We start from the raw sequence: 15925 nt of genomic DNA on the forward strand, positions 1-15925 counted from the left end.
CGATGCGGCGATGAAGTAATGGGCTTCTGTGGGTCCAGGGTATTACATGGCCCAGGCTATTACGTGGGAGGTTTCGAATGACGGAGACAGCGACGGGCGCCGACTGGCAGGCCTGGCAGGCGAGCTGGGACCGGCAGCAGGAGTGGTACCTGCCCGACCGCGAGGAGCGCTTCCGGGTCATGCTCGACATGGTCGAGGCCCTCACGGGCCCGGAACCGCGGGTGCTCGACCTCGCGTGCGGTACGGGAAGTATTACGGACCGGCTGCTGCGGCGGTTCCCGAACGCCACCAGTACCGGCGTCGACCTCGACCCCGCACTGCTCGCCATCGCCCGCGGCACCTTCGCCGGCGACGAGCGCGTCAGCTTCGTGACCGCGGACCTCAAGGACCCGCGCTGGACGGAGCGGCTGCCTCACGACTCGTACGACGCCGTCCTCACCGCCACCGCCCTGCACTGGCTGCACAGCGAACCGCTCACCGCCCTGTACGGGCAGATCGGCGGCCTCGTCCGGGACGGCGGCGTGTTCATGAACGCCGACCGCATGATCGAGACGGGGACTCCCCGGATCAACGCCGCCGAACGCGCCCACCGGCACGCCGGCATGGACCGGGCCAAGGGCGCCGGAGTCCTGGACTGGGCGCAGTGGTGGGCGCTGGCCGCGGCGGACCCGGTGCTCGCCGGGCCGACCGCCGAGCGGTTCGCGATCTACGGCGATCACGCCGACGGCGACACGCCGTCCGCGGCCTGGCACGCGGACACCCTGCGCGCCGCCGGGTTCGCCGAGGCGCGGCCCGTCTGGTGCTCGCCGTCGGACAGTCTGGTGCTCGCGGTCAAGTAGGGGCACCATGCGGGGCGGGGCGGTACGGACGACGGTCCGCGCCGCCCCGCCAATTTTTTGTGGCCCACTGCCGCAACCCGCCTGGCGTCCCACCGCACTGGAAGGGTGAGACGGTCCGCGCCCGCGGACCGGGGAAGGGGCGCTGACGATGCGGAGCGAGGACGGCGACGCGCTGCACGCCTTCGTCGAGAGCAGACGCACCGCACTGTTCCGCAGCGCGTATCTGCTCTGCGGCGACCGGCACGAGGCCGAGGACCTGGTCCAGGCCACGCTGGTCAAGGTAGTGCTCGGCGGCCGGCGGCACGGACGGCTCGACAACATCGAGGCGTACGCGCGCAAGACGCTGGTCAACACCTTCATCGCCGGCCGCCGCCGGTTCTGGCGGCGCGAGCAGTCGTACGGCGAACTGCCCGAACGGGCGGCCCACGCACCCGACACGGACACCGGCCTCGCGGTACGGGCGGCACTCGCCCGGCTGACGCCCAGGCAACGGGCCGTGCTGGTGCTGCGCTACTGGGAGGACCTGAGCGTCGAGGCCACGGCCCAGCTGCTCGGGATGCGGGAGAACACGGTCAAGAGCCATGCGGCTCGGGGTTTGGCGGCGCTGCGCGCCGAGATGGCGGAGGAATTGGTATGAGCGACGTGCGTGAGCTTTTGGGGCGGGCCGCAGAGGACGCGGGGCAGCCGGTCATCAGCACCGAGGTGGTCTACGCGAAGGCGGCCCGGCTCCGCAGCCGCCGCCGGGCCGCGGTGTCGGCCGCGGCGGTGTGCGCGGTGGCGGCGGGGGCGTTCGTCGTCCCCGGGCTCTCGGCGCAGACCCCCCAGAAGACCTCGGTGGCGGCCCCCACCGAGCTGGTCGGCAACAGCGGCCGGGCCCAGCAGCTGGTCAAGCTGCTGCCCGCGGACGTGGGAACCGTCGAACAGGTCTCACTCGCCGTGATCATCAAGCACGCGACGGCGGAGCAGGCCGAGGAACACCCGGTCGGGCCGCTGGACGGGCACTACGCGGTCCGCAGGGACGGCGGCGTCGGCTACCTCACCGTCTCCGTCATGGACGCGAAGACGCTGGACAAGAAGCTCGGGGGTGGATCCGCGGACACGAACCTGTGCAAGCCCGCGACGAGGGAGCCGCAGCGTACGGACTGCGTCCGCGAGGAACTGCCGGACGGGCGGGTGCTGACCATCTGGAGCGATGCGATGGACTACGGGGACGGCACCCCGCAATGGGGGCCGGAACTGACCGCCCGGCTCACGCTCAAGGACGGCGGGCAGCTCGCCGTACGGGACAGCACCGGCTTCGAGGCCGACACCGCGCAGGGGCCGCTGCTGAAGACCCCGCCGCTGACGCGGGCGCAGCTGCGGGACCTGATGCTCAGGTCGGAGCTGCTGGCGAAGTAGAAGCGCCTACGTGCACGAGGGCGGTGCGCGTACGCACGTGAGGGCGGTACGGACCGTGTCGGTCCGTACCGCCCTCACGTAGGGGTTCGGCGCCTACAGCACCTTCGACAGGAACGACTTCGTCCGGTCGTGCTGCGGGTTGGTCAGCACGTCGCGCGGGTGGCCCGACTCGACCACCACGCCGTCGTCCATGAAGACCAGCGCGTCGCCGACCTCACGGGCGAAGCCCATCTCGTGGGTGACGACGATCATCGTCATGCCGTCCTCGGCGAGCCCGCGCATGACGTCGAGCACGTCGCCCACCAGCTCCGGGTCGAGCGCCGAGGTGGGCTCGTCGAAGAGCATCAGCTTCGGCTCCATGGCCAGCGCCCGCGCGATGGCCACCCGCTGCTGCTGTCCGCCGGAGAGCTGCGAGGGGTAGTTCTTCGCCTTGTCGGACAGGCCGACGCGGTCCAGGAGGCGTTCGGCCTTCGCGCGGGCGACGGCCTTCGTCTCGCCCTTGACCTGCATCGGGGCTTCCATGACGTTCGCCAGCGCCGTCATGTGGGGGAACAGGTTGAAGCGCTGGAAGACCATGCCGATGTCCCGGCGCTGCGCCGCGACCTCGCTGTCCTTCAGTTCGTAGAGCTTGTCGCCCTTCTGGCGGTAGCCCACCAGCTTGCCGTCGACGGAGAGACGGCCGCTGTTGATCTGCTCCAGGTGGTTGATGCACCGCAGGAACGTGGACTTGCCGGAGCCGGACGGGCCGACCAGGCAGAACACCTCACGGGGGGCGACCTCCAGGTCGATGCCCTTGAGGATGTGTGCGGCGCCGAAGGACTTGTGGACGCCTTCGGCCTTCACCATGGCGGTCATGTCACACCCCCCTGGGGCTGGTGAGGGAGCGCATGTTCATCTTGACCTTCTGCCATGGAGTCAGCGGCAGCTGCCGCAGTGACCCGCGGGCGTAGTACCGCTCGACGTAGTACTGGCCGATGCTGAAGACGCTGGTCAGCGCCAGATACCAGATGGAGGCGACCAGCAGCATCTCCATGACCGCGAACGAGGTGGCGCCGATGTTCGTGGCGGCCCGCAGCAGGTCGGTGTACTGCACCGCGGAGACCAGGGACGAGGTCTTCAGCAGGTTGATGAACTCGTTCCCGGTCGGCGGCACGATGACCCGCATCGCCTGCGGAAGAACGATCCGCCGCATGGTCTTGCCGGTGGACATGCCCAGCGCGTGCGAGGCCTCGGTCTGACCCTCGTCGACCGACTGGATCCCGGACCGGACGATCTCCGCCATGTAGGCGCCCTCGTTCAGACCGAGGCCCAAGAGGGCGACGGCGAACGGCGTCATGACGTCGACCATCTCGTCCTTGTAGAACCCGATGTTCAGGATCGGGAAGATCAGGGCGAGGTTGAACCACAGCAGCAGCTGTACGTAGACCGGGGTGCCGCGGAAGAGCCAGATGTAGAGCCAGGCGACCGCTCCGGTCACCGGGTTCTTCGAGAGCCGCATGACCGCGAAGACGACACCGAGCACCAGCCCGATGATCATCGAGAGCACGCTGATGATCACCGTGTTGACGGCGCCCTTGATGATCCGGTCGTCGAAGACGAAGTCCCCGACCGTGTCCCAATTGATGTCGCCCTGCGCGAACGCGTAGACGAGCATGCCGAGCACGGCCACCACGACCACACCGGAGAGCCAGCGGCCCCAGTGGCGTACCGGAATGGCCTTGATCTGGGGCGGGGGCACGGTAGCGCCCTTGGAGACCGCCGAGTGCATGGGTGGTTCGTCGGCGGGTGTCTTGTCGAACTTGTCAGTCACGGTGACTGCCCTTCAGTGAAACGCTTGAGGCGAGAACGCCGTGACCTACTTGCCGGCGTTGATCGCTGCCTCGGTGACGGCGCTGTTCTTGACGTCCCACTTCTCCAGGACCTTCGCGTACTCGCCGTTCTTGATGATGGTGGCGAGCGCTTCCTTCAGCGCGTCACGCAGCTGCGCGTTGTCCTTGTTGACGGCGATGCCGAAGGGGCCGGCGTCGGTCTGGTTGCCCGCGACCTCGAAGGTGTTGCCGCCTCCGGCCGTCTTCGCGATGTGCGCGGCGACGGGGTAGTCGTTGAGGTCGGCGACCGCGCCACCGATCTTCACGCGGTTCTGGGCCTCGGCGTCGGTGTCGAACGGCTCGATGGACAGCTTCTTGTCGCCGCACTTCTCGGCCTGGGCCTTGAAGGTGTCCTCGTAGATCGTGCCGCGCTGAACGGCGACCGTCTTGCCGCAGAGGTCGTCCAGGGAGGTGATCTTCTCGGGGTTGCCCTTCTTCACGAGGAGCGAGACGCCGGAGGTGAAGTAGTCGACGAAGTCGACGCCCTTGCCGACCTTCTTGCCCTTGTCGTCCAGACCCTCCTGGCGGGCCTTGGTGTCGCTCATGGCGGACATGACGACATCCTGGCGCCCGGTGTTCAGGGACGAGATGAGGCCGTCGAAGGTCCCACTGGTGAACTCGAACTTCACGCCGAGCTCCTTGCCCAGCGCGGCGGCGATGTCGGGGTCGATGCCCACGATCTTGCCGCCCTCCTCGTACTCCATCGGAGCGTAGGAGGCGTCCGTGCCGACCTTGATGACACGGGAGTCCTGGTACTTCTTCGGCAGCTTCGCGAAGAGCGGGGCCGCGGACGACGTGGCGGTGTCGCTCTCCTTGGTGCCCGAGCCCGAGCTCGTCTGGTCACCGCAGGCGGTGAGCAGCAGCGCGCCGGCGACCGCGAGGGCGCCCACCGCGGCGATCCGGGACTTGGCGGTGGTCGTACGGCGGGTGGTGCGTGCGGTCATGATCGGGGTCCTCCGGCAGGTGAGGGGCATTGCCAGCTAGGTCGGAACTCTTCTTCGAGTCTCGCGACCTTGTGTGTTTTCGGCATCTTGCCATTCGGACTAGCCCAAACAGGGGGCGCAGCATGTCAAAATCGGGTAACGGGACACCCCCGAACCCAGTGGGCCGGCACATCAAGGCCGGACCTTTCCCTGGAATCGCGTCTTCCTGCCGGAAGATCCCCTGCCTTGGCCCTGCTCTGGGCGGGTTTCGTGTTGCCTGGCCGACTTGTCTGTATGCCCCACTATGAGACGCGTCACCGTGGGGATACCGACTCGTCCGCGGCACCGCGTGTCCGGTAAGAAGGACGTTTACACCCCTCATCCGGGGCTCAGGGCGCGTGTGCGGCGCGCCCGCGCGTATGAATCTCCCCCTGCCGGGACGGACCAGTCGCCCGGCGCAGGGGACGTACGCGGTGCCCACCCACCCCTCCTCAACCAGGAGTGGCCACCCTCGAACGATGAAGACTTAAGGGGTCAACACCATGGCAGCGGAGATCGTCAATCCTCGCAGCGACAGCAATACCGACAGCACGAGCGACAGCGCGACCGACGAGCCGTTCGATCCGGCCTTCGCGCTCCACCGGGGCGGGAAGATGGCCGTGCAGGCCACCGTCCCGATCCGGGACAAGGACGACCTGTCCCTCGCCTACACCCCCGGTGTGGCGAAGGTGTGCAGCGCGATCGCGGAGAATCCCGAACTCGTCCACGACTACACCTGGAAGTCGCAGGTCGTGGCCGTCGTGACGGACGGCACCGCCGTGCTCGGTCTCGGCGACATCGGCCCCGAGGCCTCTCTCCCCGTGATGGAGGGCAAGGCGATCCTGTTCAAGCAGTTCGGCGGCGTCGACGCGGTTCCGATCGCCCTCGCGACCACCGACGCGGACGAGATCGTCGAGACCGTCGTCCGGCTCGCCCCGTCCTTCGGTGGCGTGAATCTGGAGGACATCTCGGCGCCGCGCTGCTTCGAGATCGAGCGCAAGCTCCAGGAGCGGCTCGACATTCCCGTCTTCCACGACGACCAGCACGGCACGGCCGTGGTCACCCTGGCGGCCCTGCGCAACGCCGCGAAGCTGTCCGGGCGGGACCTGGGCGAACTGCGCGGAGTCATCTCGGGCGCGGGCGCGGCCGGCGTGGCCATCGCCAAGTTCCTGCTGGAGGCGGGGCTCGGCGATGTCGCCGTCGCCGACCGCAAGGGCATCGTCAGCCGGGACCGCGAGGACCTGACCGACGTCAAGCGGGAGCTGGCCGAGCTCACCAACAAGGCCGGGATCTCCGGATCCCTCGCGGACGCGCTCGCCGGCGCCGACCTCTTCATCGGTGTCTCCGGCGGTACGGTTCCGGAGCCGGCCGTCGCCTCGATGGCGCCCGGCGCCTTCGTCTTCGCCATGGCGAACCCGAACCCCGAGGTGCACCCCGACATCGCGCACAAGTACGCGGCCGTCGTGGCGACCGGGCGTTCGGACTACCCGAACCAGATCAACAACGTGCTGGCGTTCCCCGGCATCTTCGCGGGCGCGCTCCAGGTGCGGGCGTCGCGGATCACCGAGGGCATGAAGATCGCCGCGGCGAACGCGCTGGCCGATGTGGTGGGCGACGAGCTGGCCGCCGACTACGTGATCCCGTCACCGTTCGACGAGCGGGTCGCCCCGGCGGTGACGGCCGCGGTGGCCGCCGCGGCTCGGGCGGAGGGTGTCGCCCGGCGCTGAAGTGAGTGAGGGTGGGGTTCGGGCGCGGTGCCTTTTCGGGGGCGCTGCCCCCGGACCCCCGCTCCTCAATCTCCCCAAGACTTCGTCCGCGGGGACCCCCAGGGGCTTGATTTCGCCCCTCCGGCGCTCGAAGGAACTGGCCGGGGCCGGTCGCTGCCACACGCGGCGCGTGTCACACCCGCAGCCGGTTACGGCCGGCCGGGGCCCCGCCTATCGTCGGGCCCATGTTCGCCGCCTACGCATCCCGCCTCGACCGCGACCACCCCCTCAACGGCCTTGAGCTGGGCGAACGCCCGGCACCCGAGGCCCGTCCCGGGTGGACCACCGTCAACGTCCGGGCCGCCTCCCTCAACCACCACGACCTCTGGTCCCTGCGCGGCGTCGGCCTCGCCGAGGACAAGCTGCCGATGATCCTCGGCTGCGACGCCGCCGGCACCGACCAGGACGGCAACGAGGTCGTCCTGCACTCCGTCATCGGCCAGACCGGGCACGGAGTCGGCCCCGACGAGCCGCGCTCCATCCTCACCGAGCGCTACCAGGGCACCTTCGCCGAGCAGGTGACCGTCCCCAGCTGGAACGTGCTGCGCAAGCCGAAGGAGCTCACCTTCGAGCAGGCCGCCTGTCTGCCCACCGCCTGGCTGACCGCGTACCGCATGCTCTTCACCAACGCCGGGGTGCGGCCCGGCGACTCCGTCCTGGTCCAGGGCGCCGGGGGTGGCGTCGCGACCGCCGCGATCGTCCTCGGCCGGGCGGCCGGGCTGCGGATCTACGCCACCAGTCGCGACGAGGCCAAGCGTGCGCGGGCCGTCGAACTCGGGGCGATCGAGGCGTACGAGCCGGGCGCACGGCTGCCCCATCGGGTCGACGCCGTCATCGAGACGGTCGGCGCCGCGACCTGGTCGCACTCCGTCAAGTCCCTGCGCCCCGGCGGCACGCTGGTCATCTCCGGCGCCACCAGCGGCGACCGTCCCTCGCACGCCGAACTGACCCGCATCTTCTTCCTGGAACTGAAGGTCGTCGGCTCGACCATGGGGTCCAAGGACGAACTCGAGGACCTCCTCGCCTTCTGCGCGACCACGGGGGTGCGCCCCGTCATCGACGAGGTGCTGCCGCTGGACCGCGCCCGCGAGGGGTTCCAGCGGCTCGCCTCGGGCGGCCAGTTCGGAAAAATCGTGCTGACTGTCAACCAGGGTTGACGTGCGGTCGGGTGTCAACCATAGTTGACATCATGACCGATGCAACGGATCTCGCCGAGCGCGCCGGCGACCGCGACCCCCGGGTGGGGCTGCGGTCGGTGGCCGCGCTGCGGCGGCTGCTGGAGCAGCTCGAAGCCGTACAAGTCAGAAGCGCCCGTGTCCAGGGCTGGTCGTGGCAGGAGATCGCGGCCGAACTGGGCGTCAGCCGGCAGGCCGTGCACAAGAAGTACGGGAGGCATTGATGTTCGAGCGATTCACCCAGGGCGCCCGCGCCGCGGTGACCGGCGCGGTGACCCACGCCGAACGGTGCGACGCCGGTTCCGTCACCGAAGAGCATCTGCTGCTCGCGCTGCTGGACCAGGAGGGCAGCCGGGCCTCGTTCGCCGTCGCCGCGCTGGGCCTCAAGGCCCGCAGGCCCTCGGTGGAGGCCGCGCTCGCCGACGCGCGCAGGCGCGGCGGCATGACGAAGGCCGACGCCGACGCCCTCGCGGACATCGGCATCGATCTCACCGCGATCGTCTCCCGCATCGAGGAGGCGCACGGCGAGGGGGCGCTGCGGGGCGACCGCACGGGCCGGCGCCGCTGGTCGGGCGACCGTGCGTTCACCAAGGAGGCCAAGAAGATCCTGGGGAAGTCGCTGCGGATCGCAGTCGGCCGCGGTGACCGCTTCGTCGGTGAGGAGCACCTGTTGCTCGCTCTCACCGCGTCCCCCGGAATCGTCGCCGACGTGCTCGCCGAGCACGGTGCGACGTACGAGACGGTCAACCGTGCGCTGTACGGGGACGGCGACGCGGGCCAGGACCGCCGGGCGGCCGGGTAGTTGTTTCCCCGGCCGCCCCGCTGCCACCGTCGTCGTCCTGCTACTTCGCCTCGTCGCCGGCGTTCTTCCGCAGCAGCGCCCCGATGTGGGCGGCCGCCGTCGAGAGGTGCCGGCGGGCCTCCGCGAGCTGGCCCTCCGTCACCCCCCGGTCCCTGGCGGCGTCCCGGATGTCGTCGCGGAACCGGTCGAGCAGGCGGTCCAGATCGCGGGCCGGGTCACCGGTGCCGCCGGCGTCCTTGCCCCAGTCGGGGTCGGCGTCCGCCGCGTCCGGCTTCACGTACGGCGGCCAGTTGCCCGTACGGGCGAAGCCGCCCAGCTGGCCGGTGATCTCCGCGAGCCCCTCCCGGACGCCGGCCGGCCAGTCGCCCCGGGCGAAGTGCTCCTGGACCTGGCGGGCGGCGTTCTGCATCTGTTCGCGCGCCCGGTCCTGGGCCTCCTTGGCCTGGCGGCGGGCCTGCTGGGCCTCCTCGCGGGCGCGGCGGGACTCGTCCTTCGCCCGGCGGGCCTGCTCCTTCCACTCCTGCTTCGCCTTGCGCAGCTCCTCCTTCGCCGTGCGCCAGGCTTCCTTGTCGCCCAGATCGCCCAGGTCGCCGAAGTCGCCGAGGCCCCCGAAGGGGGATGCCTTGCCGCCCGGCCGGGAAGGACCGGTGTGCCGCGACTCGTCGGCTGCGGCGCGCATCTCGCTGCGCAGCTTGCCCGCGGCGCCCCGGACGTCGTCGCGGATCTCGGCGGCCAGCTCGGAGACCGAGTCCCTGATCTCCAGCTCCAGATCGGCGAGCTCACCGGTGCGGCCCGCCAGTTCGGCGCGGCCGGCGTCGGTGATCGAGTAGACCTTGCGGCCGCCCTCGGTGGCGTGCGTGACCAGGCCCTCGGCCTCGAGCTTGGCGAGCCGCGGGTAGACGGTGCCCGCGGAGGGGGCGTACAGGCCCTGGAAGCGTTCCTCGAGGATCCTGATCACCTCGTAGCCGTGACGAGGAGCCTCGTCGAGCAGCTTCAGCAGGTAGAGGCGCAGGCGGCCGTGGGCGAATACGGGGGGCATGTCAGAGCACCTTTCCGGTCGGCTCGGCATCGCGCGGATCGTCCTTTGCCGGTGGGCGGCGCAGCAGGGCGATCGATCCCGAGACCGTCGTCGCCCTCAGTGTCCCGGTTCCGGAGCCCAGCGTGCCGGTGATCTTCTTCGCACCCCACTGGCCGCTGACCCGCAAGTCCTCGAAGCCGTTGGAGACGGAGCCGCTCGCGGTGTTCGCCTCGACCTTCGCGTCGGCCGGGTGCGGCAGCCGGATGGCGAGCTCGCCGGAGACCGTGGCCAGCCGGACGTCGGTGGGACGGCCGGTCGCGTCCAGGTCGAGCACCATGTTGCCGCTGACGGACTCCGCCTTCACCGAATCCCCGGCGCCCTCGACGACGGTCAGGTCGCCGGAGACCGAGTGGAAGCGCAGGTCGCCGGTGACGGCCTGGGCCTCCACATTGCCGGACACGGTCTCCGTGCCCACCGGCCCGGCGAGCCCGACGAGCGTGGTGTCGCCGGTGACGCCGCGTACGTCCGTGCGGCCGCGGATCCCGGAGACGAAGGCGCCCGCGCCGACCACGCCGACCTCTACCGCCGACCCGGCCGGGACCGCGAGGGAGACCACCGCGCGGCGGTGCCAGCCCTTGCGGTCGAGCCACTTGAGCATGTGCTGCCAGGCCAGGTCCTCGTACGCGACGGTCAGGACACCGTCCTGCAGCGTGACGACGAGGGGCGGCCCCTCGATGTCGGAGACCTCGAGCCTCGCGGTCGGCTCGTCGGTGCCGACGACGTTGACCGTTCCGTTGACGATGCGCACGCTCAGCGCGCTCACGGGTTCGTCGAAGGTGAGTTTGCGAGGCTCGGCGATGGCCCACGTCGACACAGGCATGGTCTGACCTCCCGGGGAACGCGGCGACGCAACATATCGCGTCTCTTGCTCAACACGATATATCGCGGTTACGGGAAGTCAAGGCGATGGCGGGGAAGGTGGTGGGGCGATCAGGCGTACAAAGCACCTCAAACCCGGGCATTCTGTCCTACGGTGTGGGGCATGGATGCGACATCACGCGTGGGAGCACTGCTGCTGTGCCGGGTCGAACCGGAGACGGTCCGGCCGGTCGCCCCTCTGCTGCGTGAGCGGATGCTGCTCGTACCGGCCGGGGAGAGCTGGAGCGTCCTCGTACCGGAGGGGAAGCCGTGGCACGGCGGGCCTGCCGGGCAGCCGGCGGGGGGTGAGGCCGCCGAGCCCGTCGACCGGGTGCTCGGGGGCTGGGCCGCCGCCCTCGCCGTCGGCTCCACCTGGCCGGTCCTCGCGCTGTGGTGGGACGGCGACCGGGCCGGGTACACGCTCGCCGCGGGGTTCCGCCGCCCGGTCGGCTACGTCTGGCTCGCCGACGGAACCCCGGCCGGTGAGGACGAGGCGATGCGTACGTTCGCCGAGCGGCTCGGTCTCGACCCCGTGCTGGACGTCCAGGCCCTCGAAGCCCTGACCCGCCCCGATCCGGAGACCGACGCCCGGGCCCGGCTCCGCGGACTGCTGGCCGTCCTCACCCGCATCGGGCTGGAGCTCCCGCCGGGCCTGGACCCCGGCGAGCCGTCCGCCCGGCTGACCGCGCGGGCCGACGTGGGGCCGGAGGCCGAACGGATCGCGTGGACCGGCTGGCGCGAGGCCGTCAAGGCCGAACTCGCCGCGGTGGAAAGCAGCCGCCTGGGGCCCTGGATGCGCGGCCCCCGCGCCCGCGCGCTGGCCGGCGCCCAGCTGGCGGCGGGTCTCCCGCTCGCCCTGTGGGGAGCGGGCCGGCGCAGCGGCGGATGGGTCTTCGCCGGGGCGTTGCTGATGGTGCACGGTGCGCTCGGCCTCGCGTACGACCGGATCAGGGACGAGGGGCCGGAGCTTCGCTGACCGTCGCGGCCGGAGCTTCGCCGACCGTCCCGGGCCGATCAGTCCTCGTCGTCCTCGTCGTCGTCCAGCCGGGCCAGCCAGGTGGCGAGGCGCTCGACCGGCACCTCGAAGTCGGGGTTCAGATCGACGAAGGTGCGCAGCTGCTCGGCGAGCCACTCGAAAGTGACCTCTTCCTCGCCACGCCGCTTCTCCAGCTCCTCGATACCGCGGTCGGTGAAGTACATAGCCCGAGTTTACTGCCTGGTGACAGCCCTGCGACGGCCGGGAGAAGGCCCGGCGGCGGCCGTGCCGGACGGCCGAGAACCGGGCGGCGGGCCCCCCGCGTCATGGTCCATGTCCCTCGCGCCGGGGGCGTACGGCCGTTAACCTGCGGGGAGTTGGGGAACGGGGGGTGTCATGGGTGACGGTGGGGCCCGTATCACGCGCATCGAGATGCCGGACGGTACGCCGGTCTGGGCACGGATCTCCGGGGCGGAGGAGCTGGACCGCCCCGAGCCCGGCGGTCTGACGTTCACGGACACCGGGTTCGGGGACATCGCCGACCGGGTGCAGGCGCGGGTCGAGAGCCTGCACTCCGTGGTGACCAGCGTGGCGCGCTCGCTCGCCGTGCCGCTGCGCGCCGTGCGACCGGACGAGGTCAGCGTCGAGTTCGGGATCGAGCTCACCGCCAAGTCGGGCAAGGTCGTCGGACTCCTCGCGGACGGTGAGGCCAAGGGAGCCATCAAGGTCACCCTCACCTGGAACGGGGGAGGTCCGCCCGTCGACCCGCCCGCCCCGGAGCCCGCGCCCGTGCCGGCACAGGCGCCCGCGCCTCCCGGCCCTTCCGTGCCGTTGCCGCCGGTTCCGTTCGCGCCCCCGCGGGTGCCCCCGGCCGCACCGGCGCCCGCGCCCCCCGATACGCCCGCCGGGGCAGACCCCGGCGCACCGGCGCACCGTGACGCAGCGGACGGCGCCGACGGCGGCGGAGCGTGACCTCGGAGGGCGGCGGGGGCGCGGAAGGGGGTCTGGGCGGGCCGCAGGCCGCTCTCATGGACCTCGTGCGGGATGCCACGGTGCGCATCCATGGGCCGGGGTCCGGGTATGCCCCTGACGGACAGGGCGGACGGGGCGGAGACTTCCTGGGGAGCGGCTTCTTCATCGCACCCGGCTGGATCCTCACGTGCGCGCACGTCGCGACGCGGGGGGAGGGGGGCAGGGTGAGCGTGTGGTTCAAGGGGGACCGCTACAGCACGGAACTGAGCGAGGCGCCGGGCGAGGTCGTCGTCGCGATGCCCGGCGCGCGGCCGCCCGGCGCCACCGGCTGGCCCGCCCCCGACCTCGCACTCATCAAGCTCCGGCGCCCCGTCAAGCACACCTGCGTGTACGTTTCCGAGCGCTCGGAGGCCATGCTCCGCAGCCGTGAGATCCACTGCGTGGGCTGGGCCCCCTCGCAGGGCGGCGGACTGCTCAAGCGCAGCGGCGTCTGCGTGGTGAAGGGGGCCTACGGCGCGTCGGACGACGCCGAACAGGTCGTGCGGCTCGACGGGGACTGGCTGGAGCCGGGCATGTCCGGCGGCCCCGTGGTGGATCTCGTCCGGGGCGAGGTGGTCGGAGTGATCAAGTCGCGGCTCGACCACCATCAGGGCGGGACGGCCGTGGGGACCGAGCGCCTGCGCACCCTGAACGTGCCGTCCGGACCGGTGGTGACCGAAGCCGACGACCTGTACCAGTCCGTCTTTCACGCCCACGACCGCTACCACGCGGACCAGCACAACAGCTCGGCCGGCACGGAGCGGACCTGGGCCGATGTGCAGAGCGAACTGCCGGCGCCGCCCGGCGGGATCCTCGGCCCCAAGCAACGGGCCGAGCTGCTGGGCCAGCTCGCCGAACTCCCGCCCCCGGCCAGCACCCGCAGTCTGCTCGTCCTGCTGGACGCCCTGCCCGGCGTCCACTCCCGGGAGCACCGCCCCGCACCGCGCGGCTGGCGTGACGGGCTGGCGGCGCTCTACGACACGCGCGCCCGTGAGCGGGCGGCCCAGTTCGAGCTGGTCCTGCGCTACTGCATGGGGGTGCTCGCGGCCGACCGGACCGGCGGCGGGCTCTTAGCCGCTACCGCCGAGTCGCTGTGGGAGTGGGTGCGGCAGGTGGCGAAGGCCGAACTGCCCCGCGACCTGCGCCGCCAGTTCGACGTGGAGTGGGCGGATGTCCACGTGGCTCTGGAGGAGAGCCGTCAGCCGGCTCGTCCGCCACTGAGCGAGCCCCCCGCACCCGTGGAGCAGGAACGGGACTGCGTCGTACTGGAAGTGGAACGGCAGCTCTGGGCGCCTGGGCAGTACGACTGGCGGATCGCCGTCGCCCGGCACACCGGAGAGATGTCGCGCATCCGGGACGGCCAGGGGGCCCCGCTCGAGTCCCTGCCCGACCAGCTGTCCGCCGCGCTGACCGAGGCCTTCCGGGAGTGCGACGAGCCGGGCAGCCCCGCGATGCTCCAGGTCGTGGTGGACCCCCGGCTGTTCGGTCTGGAGGTCGACCGCTGGGAGCTCCCCTGCGACGGCCGTCCGCTCGGGGCCGTACGCCCCGTGGTCCTGCGCAGTTCGGAACACGGCCCCACCGCCGAGCGGCTGACGCGCTGGGACGCCACGCCGGACACCGGGCTGCGCGCCGAAGTCGTCGACTGCGAGAACGAGTTACGGGTGCGGGTGGCGGAGACCGCCAAGCTGCGCAGGCTCGCCCGCGAGACGGTTCCGGTGCTCTGCCGCTACGGCAGCCGGCCGGACCCCGGGATCAGGGCCGGGGTGGGACGGGTCCTCGACGCCGGCTTCGGCGTGGCGCTGTTCCAGCGGAGGCCGACGGAGGACGACACCGTCTGCAAGGACTTCCACCGGCGCGTGACCGAGGGCGTCTCGGACGTCCGGGTGCGGGACGGGCTGCCGCGATGGGTCCATGAGCTGAGGCGCGGGGTGAGCACGTCTGCCCTGGAGACGTACTGGTCCGACGGAATGGCCCTGTACTACGACAACCCGCACCGGCCCCTGCCTCGCTCCGGGTACTTGGAGGCGCCGTGACGGGATGCCTCGGCCAGGCCCCCGAGGGCCGTGCCGCTCCGCCTCTTTCGAGGGTTGCCCCGGGTCGATACGGTGTGGCACGTTCGACGGCTGCTCCCTGGCGAATGAATGACGACGAGGAACGCTATGAGTGAACCCAGTGAGTGGCTCATCTACCGAGGGATCGGCGAACCGCACGACGGCGTACCGCAGTTGCCGCCTCCTCCGCCCTGGCGGGACTTCGCGGGAGGCCGGTCGGCGCCGGTGGGCGGGGACGATTCGGCCGACCGCCGGCTCGGCATCCCCGGGCGCATAGCCGAGGAGCACCGGCCGGGGGCCGAGGAGCTAGAAATGATCAACGCCGCGCTGTATCTGCGGCGTCCGCTGCTGGTCACCGGGGACCCCGGTGCCGGAAAGAGCACCCTGGCCCACTCCGTCGCCCGTGAGCTGGAGCTGGGCAAGGTCCTGCGCTGGCCCATCGTCAGCCGCTCCACCCTGCTGGACGGGCTCTATCACTACGACGCGATCGCCAGGCTGCAGGATGTGCAGATCGCCTCGCACGCCTCCGCGTCGGCGGACGCCGCCGGTTCCGACGCGGCGCAGAATGTGGGGAGTTACATTCGGCTCGGCCCGCTGGGCACCGCGCTGCTGCCCTCGGACCGGCCGCGGGTGCTGCTCATCGACGAGCTCGACAAGAGCGACATCGATCTGCCCAACGACCTCCTCAACGTGCTGGAGGAGGGTGAGTTCGCGATCCCCGAACTGGAGCGGATCGCCGACCGGCTGCCCGACGGTGAGGCGGACGTGCTGGACCACGACGGCAACAAGGTCCGGATCAGGGGCGGCCGGGTGCAGTGCCGGGCGTTCCCGTTCGTGGTGCTCACCAGCAACGGTGAGCGGGACTTCCCCGCCCCCCTGATGCGCCGCTGCATCCATCTGGAACTCGACCGCCCCGACCACCAGCGGCTTGCCGCGTTCGTGAAGGCCCACCTGGGCGAGGAGGCGGCCCGTTCCAGTGAGGATCTCATCGCCTACTTCCTGGACCGCTCCCGCAGCGAACTCCTGGCCACCGACCAGCTGCTGAACGCCATCTACCTCACCCACGCCGCGGCCCCGGCCGGACGGGACCGACTGGCCGAACTGCTCATCCAGCGACTCGACCGGCCGAGGTGAGGGGCTG

The 15925-nt window shown here is 71.2% G+C and carries 17 protein-coding genes; 11 read left to right on the forward strand and 6 right to left on the reverse strand.

Translation table 11 applies throughout. The annotated features are described in order from the left end of the window. Positions 1 to 77 precede the first annotated feature (77 nt). From ABTX18_RS09190 to ABTX18_RS09200, 3 genes are all read left to right on the forward strand, one after another. Positions 78 to 839 carry a class I SAM-dependent methyltransferase gene (locus tag ABTX18_RS09190; protein WP_352122106.1) on the forward strand — a complete coding sequence of 254 codons (762 nt, stop codon included), beginning with the start codon at positions 78 to 80 and terminating at the stop codon, positions 837 to 839. Positions 840 to 987: 148 nt separating this feature from the next. Next, a complete protein-coding gene (locus ABTX18_RS09195) occupies positions 988 to 1476 on the forward strand; it encodes a SigE family RNA polymerase sigma factor (protein WP_352122107.1) in 489 nt (162 codons plus the stop codon). Continuing rightward, positions 1473 to 2237, forward strand: a complete 765-nt coding sequence (locus ABTX18_RS09200) for a hypothetical protein (protein WP_352122108.1) — start codon at positions 1473 to 1475, stop codon at positions 2235 to 2237. Before ABTX18_RS09195 ends, ABTX18_RS09200 begins: the two co-directional genes overlap by 4 nt. Before the next feature lie 93 nt (positions 2238 to 2330). On the opposite strand, the gene ABTX18_RS09205 is transcribed toward ABTX18_RS09200, so the two are convergent. From ABTX18_RS09205 to ABTX18_RS09215, 3 genes are read right to left on the reverse strand one after another with little or no spacing between them, the layout of a single operon-like run. Further along, the gene (locus ABTX18_RS09205) at positions 2331 to 3083 is read right to left on the reverse strand and encodes an amino acid ABC transporter ATP-binding protein (RefSeq protein WP_352122469.1); all 753 of its coding nucleotides are present in this window, start codon (positions 3081 to 3083) and stop codon (positions 2331 to 2333) included. Between the two features lie 10 nt (positions 3084 to 3093). Beyond that, positions 3094 to 4047, reverse strand: coding sequence for an amino acid ABC transporter permease (locus ABTX18_RS09210; protein ID WP_352122109.1), 954 nt, complete (start codon positions 4045 to 4047; stop codon positions 3094 to 3096). Positions 4048 to 4092: 45 nt separating this feature from the next. Then, on the reverse strand, positions 4093 to 5049 hold the full coding sequence (locus tag ABTX18_RS09215; protein WP_352122110.1) for an ABC transporter substrate-binding protein: 957 nt from the start codon (positions 5047 to 5049) through the stop codon (positions 4093 to 4095). Between the two features lie 521 nt (positions 5050 to 5570). Between ABTX18_RS09215 and ABTX18_RS09220 the strand changes: the two genes are divergently transcribed. From ABTX18_RS09220 to ABTX18_RS09235, 4 genes are all read left to right on the forward strand, one after another. Continuing rightward, positions 5571 to 6794 carry an NAD(P)-dependent malic enzyme gene (locus ABTX18_RS09220; RefSeq protein ID WP_352122111.1) on the forward strand — a complete coding sequence of 408 codons (1224 nt, stop codon included), beginning with the start codon at positions 5571 to 5573 and terminating at the stop codon, positions 6792 to 6794. A 224-nt stretch (positions 6795 to 7018) separates the two neighbouring features. Beyond that, the gene (locus tag ABTX18_RS09225; protein WP_352122112.1) at positions 7019 to 7990 is read left to right on the forward strand and encodes a zinc-binding dehydrogenase; all 972 of its coding nucleotides are present in this window, start codon (positions 7019 to 7021) and stop codon (positions 7988 to 7990) included. Positions 7991 to 8022: 32 nt separating this feature from the next. Continuing rightward, complete coding sequence (locus ABTX18_RS09230) at positions 8023 to 8232, forward strand: sigma factor-like helix-turn-helix DNA-binding protein (protein ID WP_352122113.1); 210 nt, start codon at positions 8023 to 8025, stop codon at positions 8230 to 8232. Continuing rightward, on the forward strand, positions 8232 to 8810 hold the full coding sequence (locus tag ABTX18_RS09235; protein WP_352122114.1) for a Clp protease N-terminal domain-containing protein: 579 nt from the start codon (positions 8232 to 8234) through the stop codon (positions 8808 to 8810). The genes ABTX18_RS09230 and ABTX18_RS09235 overlap by 1 nt, the downstream gene beginning before the upstream one ends. Positions 8811 to 8850: 40 nt before the next feature. On the opposite strand, the gene ABTX18_RS09240 is transcribed toward ABTX18_RS09235, so the two are convergent. Together ABTX18_RS09240 and ABTX18_RS09245 are read right to left on the reverse strand one after the other, a co-directional pair. Beyond that, a complete protein-coding gene (locus tag ABTX18_RS09240; protein WP_352122115.1) occupies positions 8851 to 9849 on the reverse strand; it encodes a PadR family transcriptional regulator in 999 nt (332 codons plus the stop codon). A 1-nt stretch (position 9850) separates the two neighbouring features. Continuing rightward, on the reverse strand, positions 9851 to 10708 hold the full coding sequence (locus tag ABTX18_RS09245; protein ID WP_352122116.1) for a DUF4097 family beta strand repeat-containing protein: 858 nt from the start codon (positions 10706 to 10708) through the stop codon (positions 9851 to 9853). 162 nt (positions 10709 to 10870) lie between these two features. Between ABTX18_RS09245 and ABTX18_RS09250 the strand changes: the two genes are divergently transcribed. Further along, a complete protein-coding gene (locus ABTX18_RS09250; RefSeq protein ID WP_352122117.1) occupies positions 10871 to 11722 on the forward strand; it encodes a hypothetical protein in 852 nt (283 codons plus the stop codon). 38 nt (positions 11723 to 11760) lie between these two features. Here ABTX18_RS09250 and ABTX18_RS09255 read toward each other — a convergent pair whose 3' ends face one another. Next, positions 11761 to 11946: a DUF6104 family protein gene (locus ABTX18_RS09255; protein ID WP_136328815.1), complete on the reverse strand. Its 186-nt coding sequence runs from the start codon at positions 11944 to 11946 to the stop codon at positions 11761 to 11763. Between the two features lie 172 nt (positions 11947 to 12118). Here ABTX18_RS09255 and ABTX18_RS09260 point away from each other — a divergent pair, with 172 nt between their 5' ends. The 3 genes from ABTX18_RS09260 to ABTX18_RS09270 all read left to right on the forward strand — a co-directional run bounded on the left by ABTX18_RS09260 (position 12119) and on the right by ABTX18_RS09270 (position 15918). After that, positions 12119 to 12694, forward strand: a complete 576-nt coding sequence (locus ABTX18_RS09260; protein ID WP_352122118.1) for a CU044_2847 family protein — start codon at positions 12119 to 12121, stop codon at positions 12692 to 12694. A 56-nt stretch (positions 12695 to 12750) separates the two neighbouring features. Further along, entirely contained in the window at positions 12751 to 14766 is a 2016-nt protein-coding gene (locus ABTX18_RS09265; RefSeq protein ID WP_352122119.1) for a VMAP-C domain-containing protein, read from the forward strand. A gap of 126 nt (positions 14767 to 14892) precedes the next feature. After that, positions 14893 to 15918: an AAA family ATPase gene (locus ABTX18_RS09270; protein WP_352122120.1), complete on the forward strand. Its 1026-nt coding sequence runs from the start codon at positions 14893 to 14895 to the stop codon at positions 15916 to 15918. Positions 15919 to 15925: the final 7 nt, after the last annotated feature.

The organism is Streptomyces sp. NPDC096323, from assembly GCF_040302845.1.
Lineage (GTDB): Bacteria > Actinomycetota > Actinomycetes > Streptomycetales > Streptomycetaceae > Streptomyces.

What these genes read in the sequence shown, in the direction of transcription:
- ABTX18_RS09190 (WP_352122106.1), top strand. Translation starts at nt 78, where the DNA reads ATGACGGAGACAGCGACGGGCGCCGACTGGCAGGCCTGGCAGGCGAGC.
- ABTX18_RS09195 (WP_352122107.1), top strand. Translation starts at nt 988, where the DNA reads ATGCGGAGCGAGGACGGCGACGCGCTGCACGCCTTCGTCGAGAGCAGA.
- ABTX18_RS09200 (WP_352122108.1), top strand. Translation starts at nt 1,473, where the DNA reads ATGAGCGACGTGCGTGAGCTTTTGGGGCGGGCCGCAGAGGACGCGGGG.
- ABTX18_RS09205 (WP_352122469.1), bottom strand. Translation starts at nt 3,083, where the DNA reads ATGGTGAAGGCCGAAGGCGTCCACAAGTCCTTCGGCGCCGCACACATC.
- ABTX18_RS09215 (WP_352122110.1), bottom strand. Translation starts at nt 5,049, where the DNA reads ATGACCGCACGCACCACCCGCCGTACGACCACCGCCAAGTCCCGGATC.
- ABTX18_RS09220 (WP_352122111.1), top strand. Translation starts at nt 5,571, where the DNA reads ATGGCAGCGGAGATCGTCAATCCTCGCAGCGACAGCAATACCGACAGC.
- ABTX18_RS09225 (WP_352122112.1), top strand. Translation starts at nt 7,019, where the DNA reads ATGTTCGCCGCCTACGCATCCCGCCTCGACCGCGACCACCCCCTCAAC.
- ABTX18_RS09230 (WP_352122113.1), top strand. Translation starts at nt 8,023, where the DNA reads ATGACCGATGCAACGGATCTCGCCGAGCGCGCCGGCGACCGCGACCCC.
- ABTX18_RS09235 (WP_352122114.1), top strand. Translation starts at nt 8,232, where the DNA reads ATGTTCGAGCGATTCACCCAGGGCGCCCGCGCCGCGGTGACCGGCGCG.
- ABTX18_RS09240 (WP_352122115.1), bottom strand. Translation starts at nt 9,849, where the DNA reads ATGCCCCCCGTATTCGCCCACGGCCGCCTGCGCCTCTACCTGCTGAAG.
- ABTX18_RS09245 (WP_352122116.1), bottom strand. Translation starts at nt 10,708, where the DNA reads ATGCCTGTGTCGACGTGGGCCATCGCCGAGCCTCGCAAACTCACCTTC.
- ABTX18_RS09250 (WP_352122117.1), top strand. Translation starts at nt 10,871, where the DNA reads ATGGATGCGACATCACGCGTGGGAGCACTGCTGCTGTGCCGGGTCGAA.
- ABTX18_RS09255 (WP_136328815.1), bottom strand. Translation starts at nt 11,946, where the DNA reads ATGTACTTCACCGACCGCGGTATCGAGGAGCTGGAGAAGCGGCGTGGC.
- ABTX18_RS09260 (WP_352122118.1), top strand. Translation starts at nt 12,119, where the DNA reads ATGGGTGACGGTGGGGCCCGTATCACGCGCATCGAGATGCCGGACGGT.
- ABTX18_RS09265 (WP_352122119.1), top strand. Translation starts at nt 12,751, where the DNA reads ATGGACCTCGTGCGGGATGCCACGGTGCGCATCCATGGGCCGGGGTCC.
- ABTX18_RS09270 (WP_352122120.1), top strand. Translation starts at nt 14,893, where the DNA reads ATGAGTGAACCCAGTGAGTGGCTCATCTACCGAGGGATCGGCGAACCG.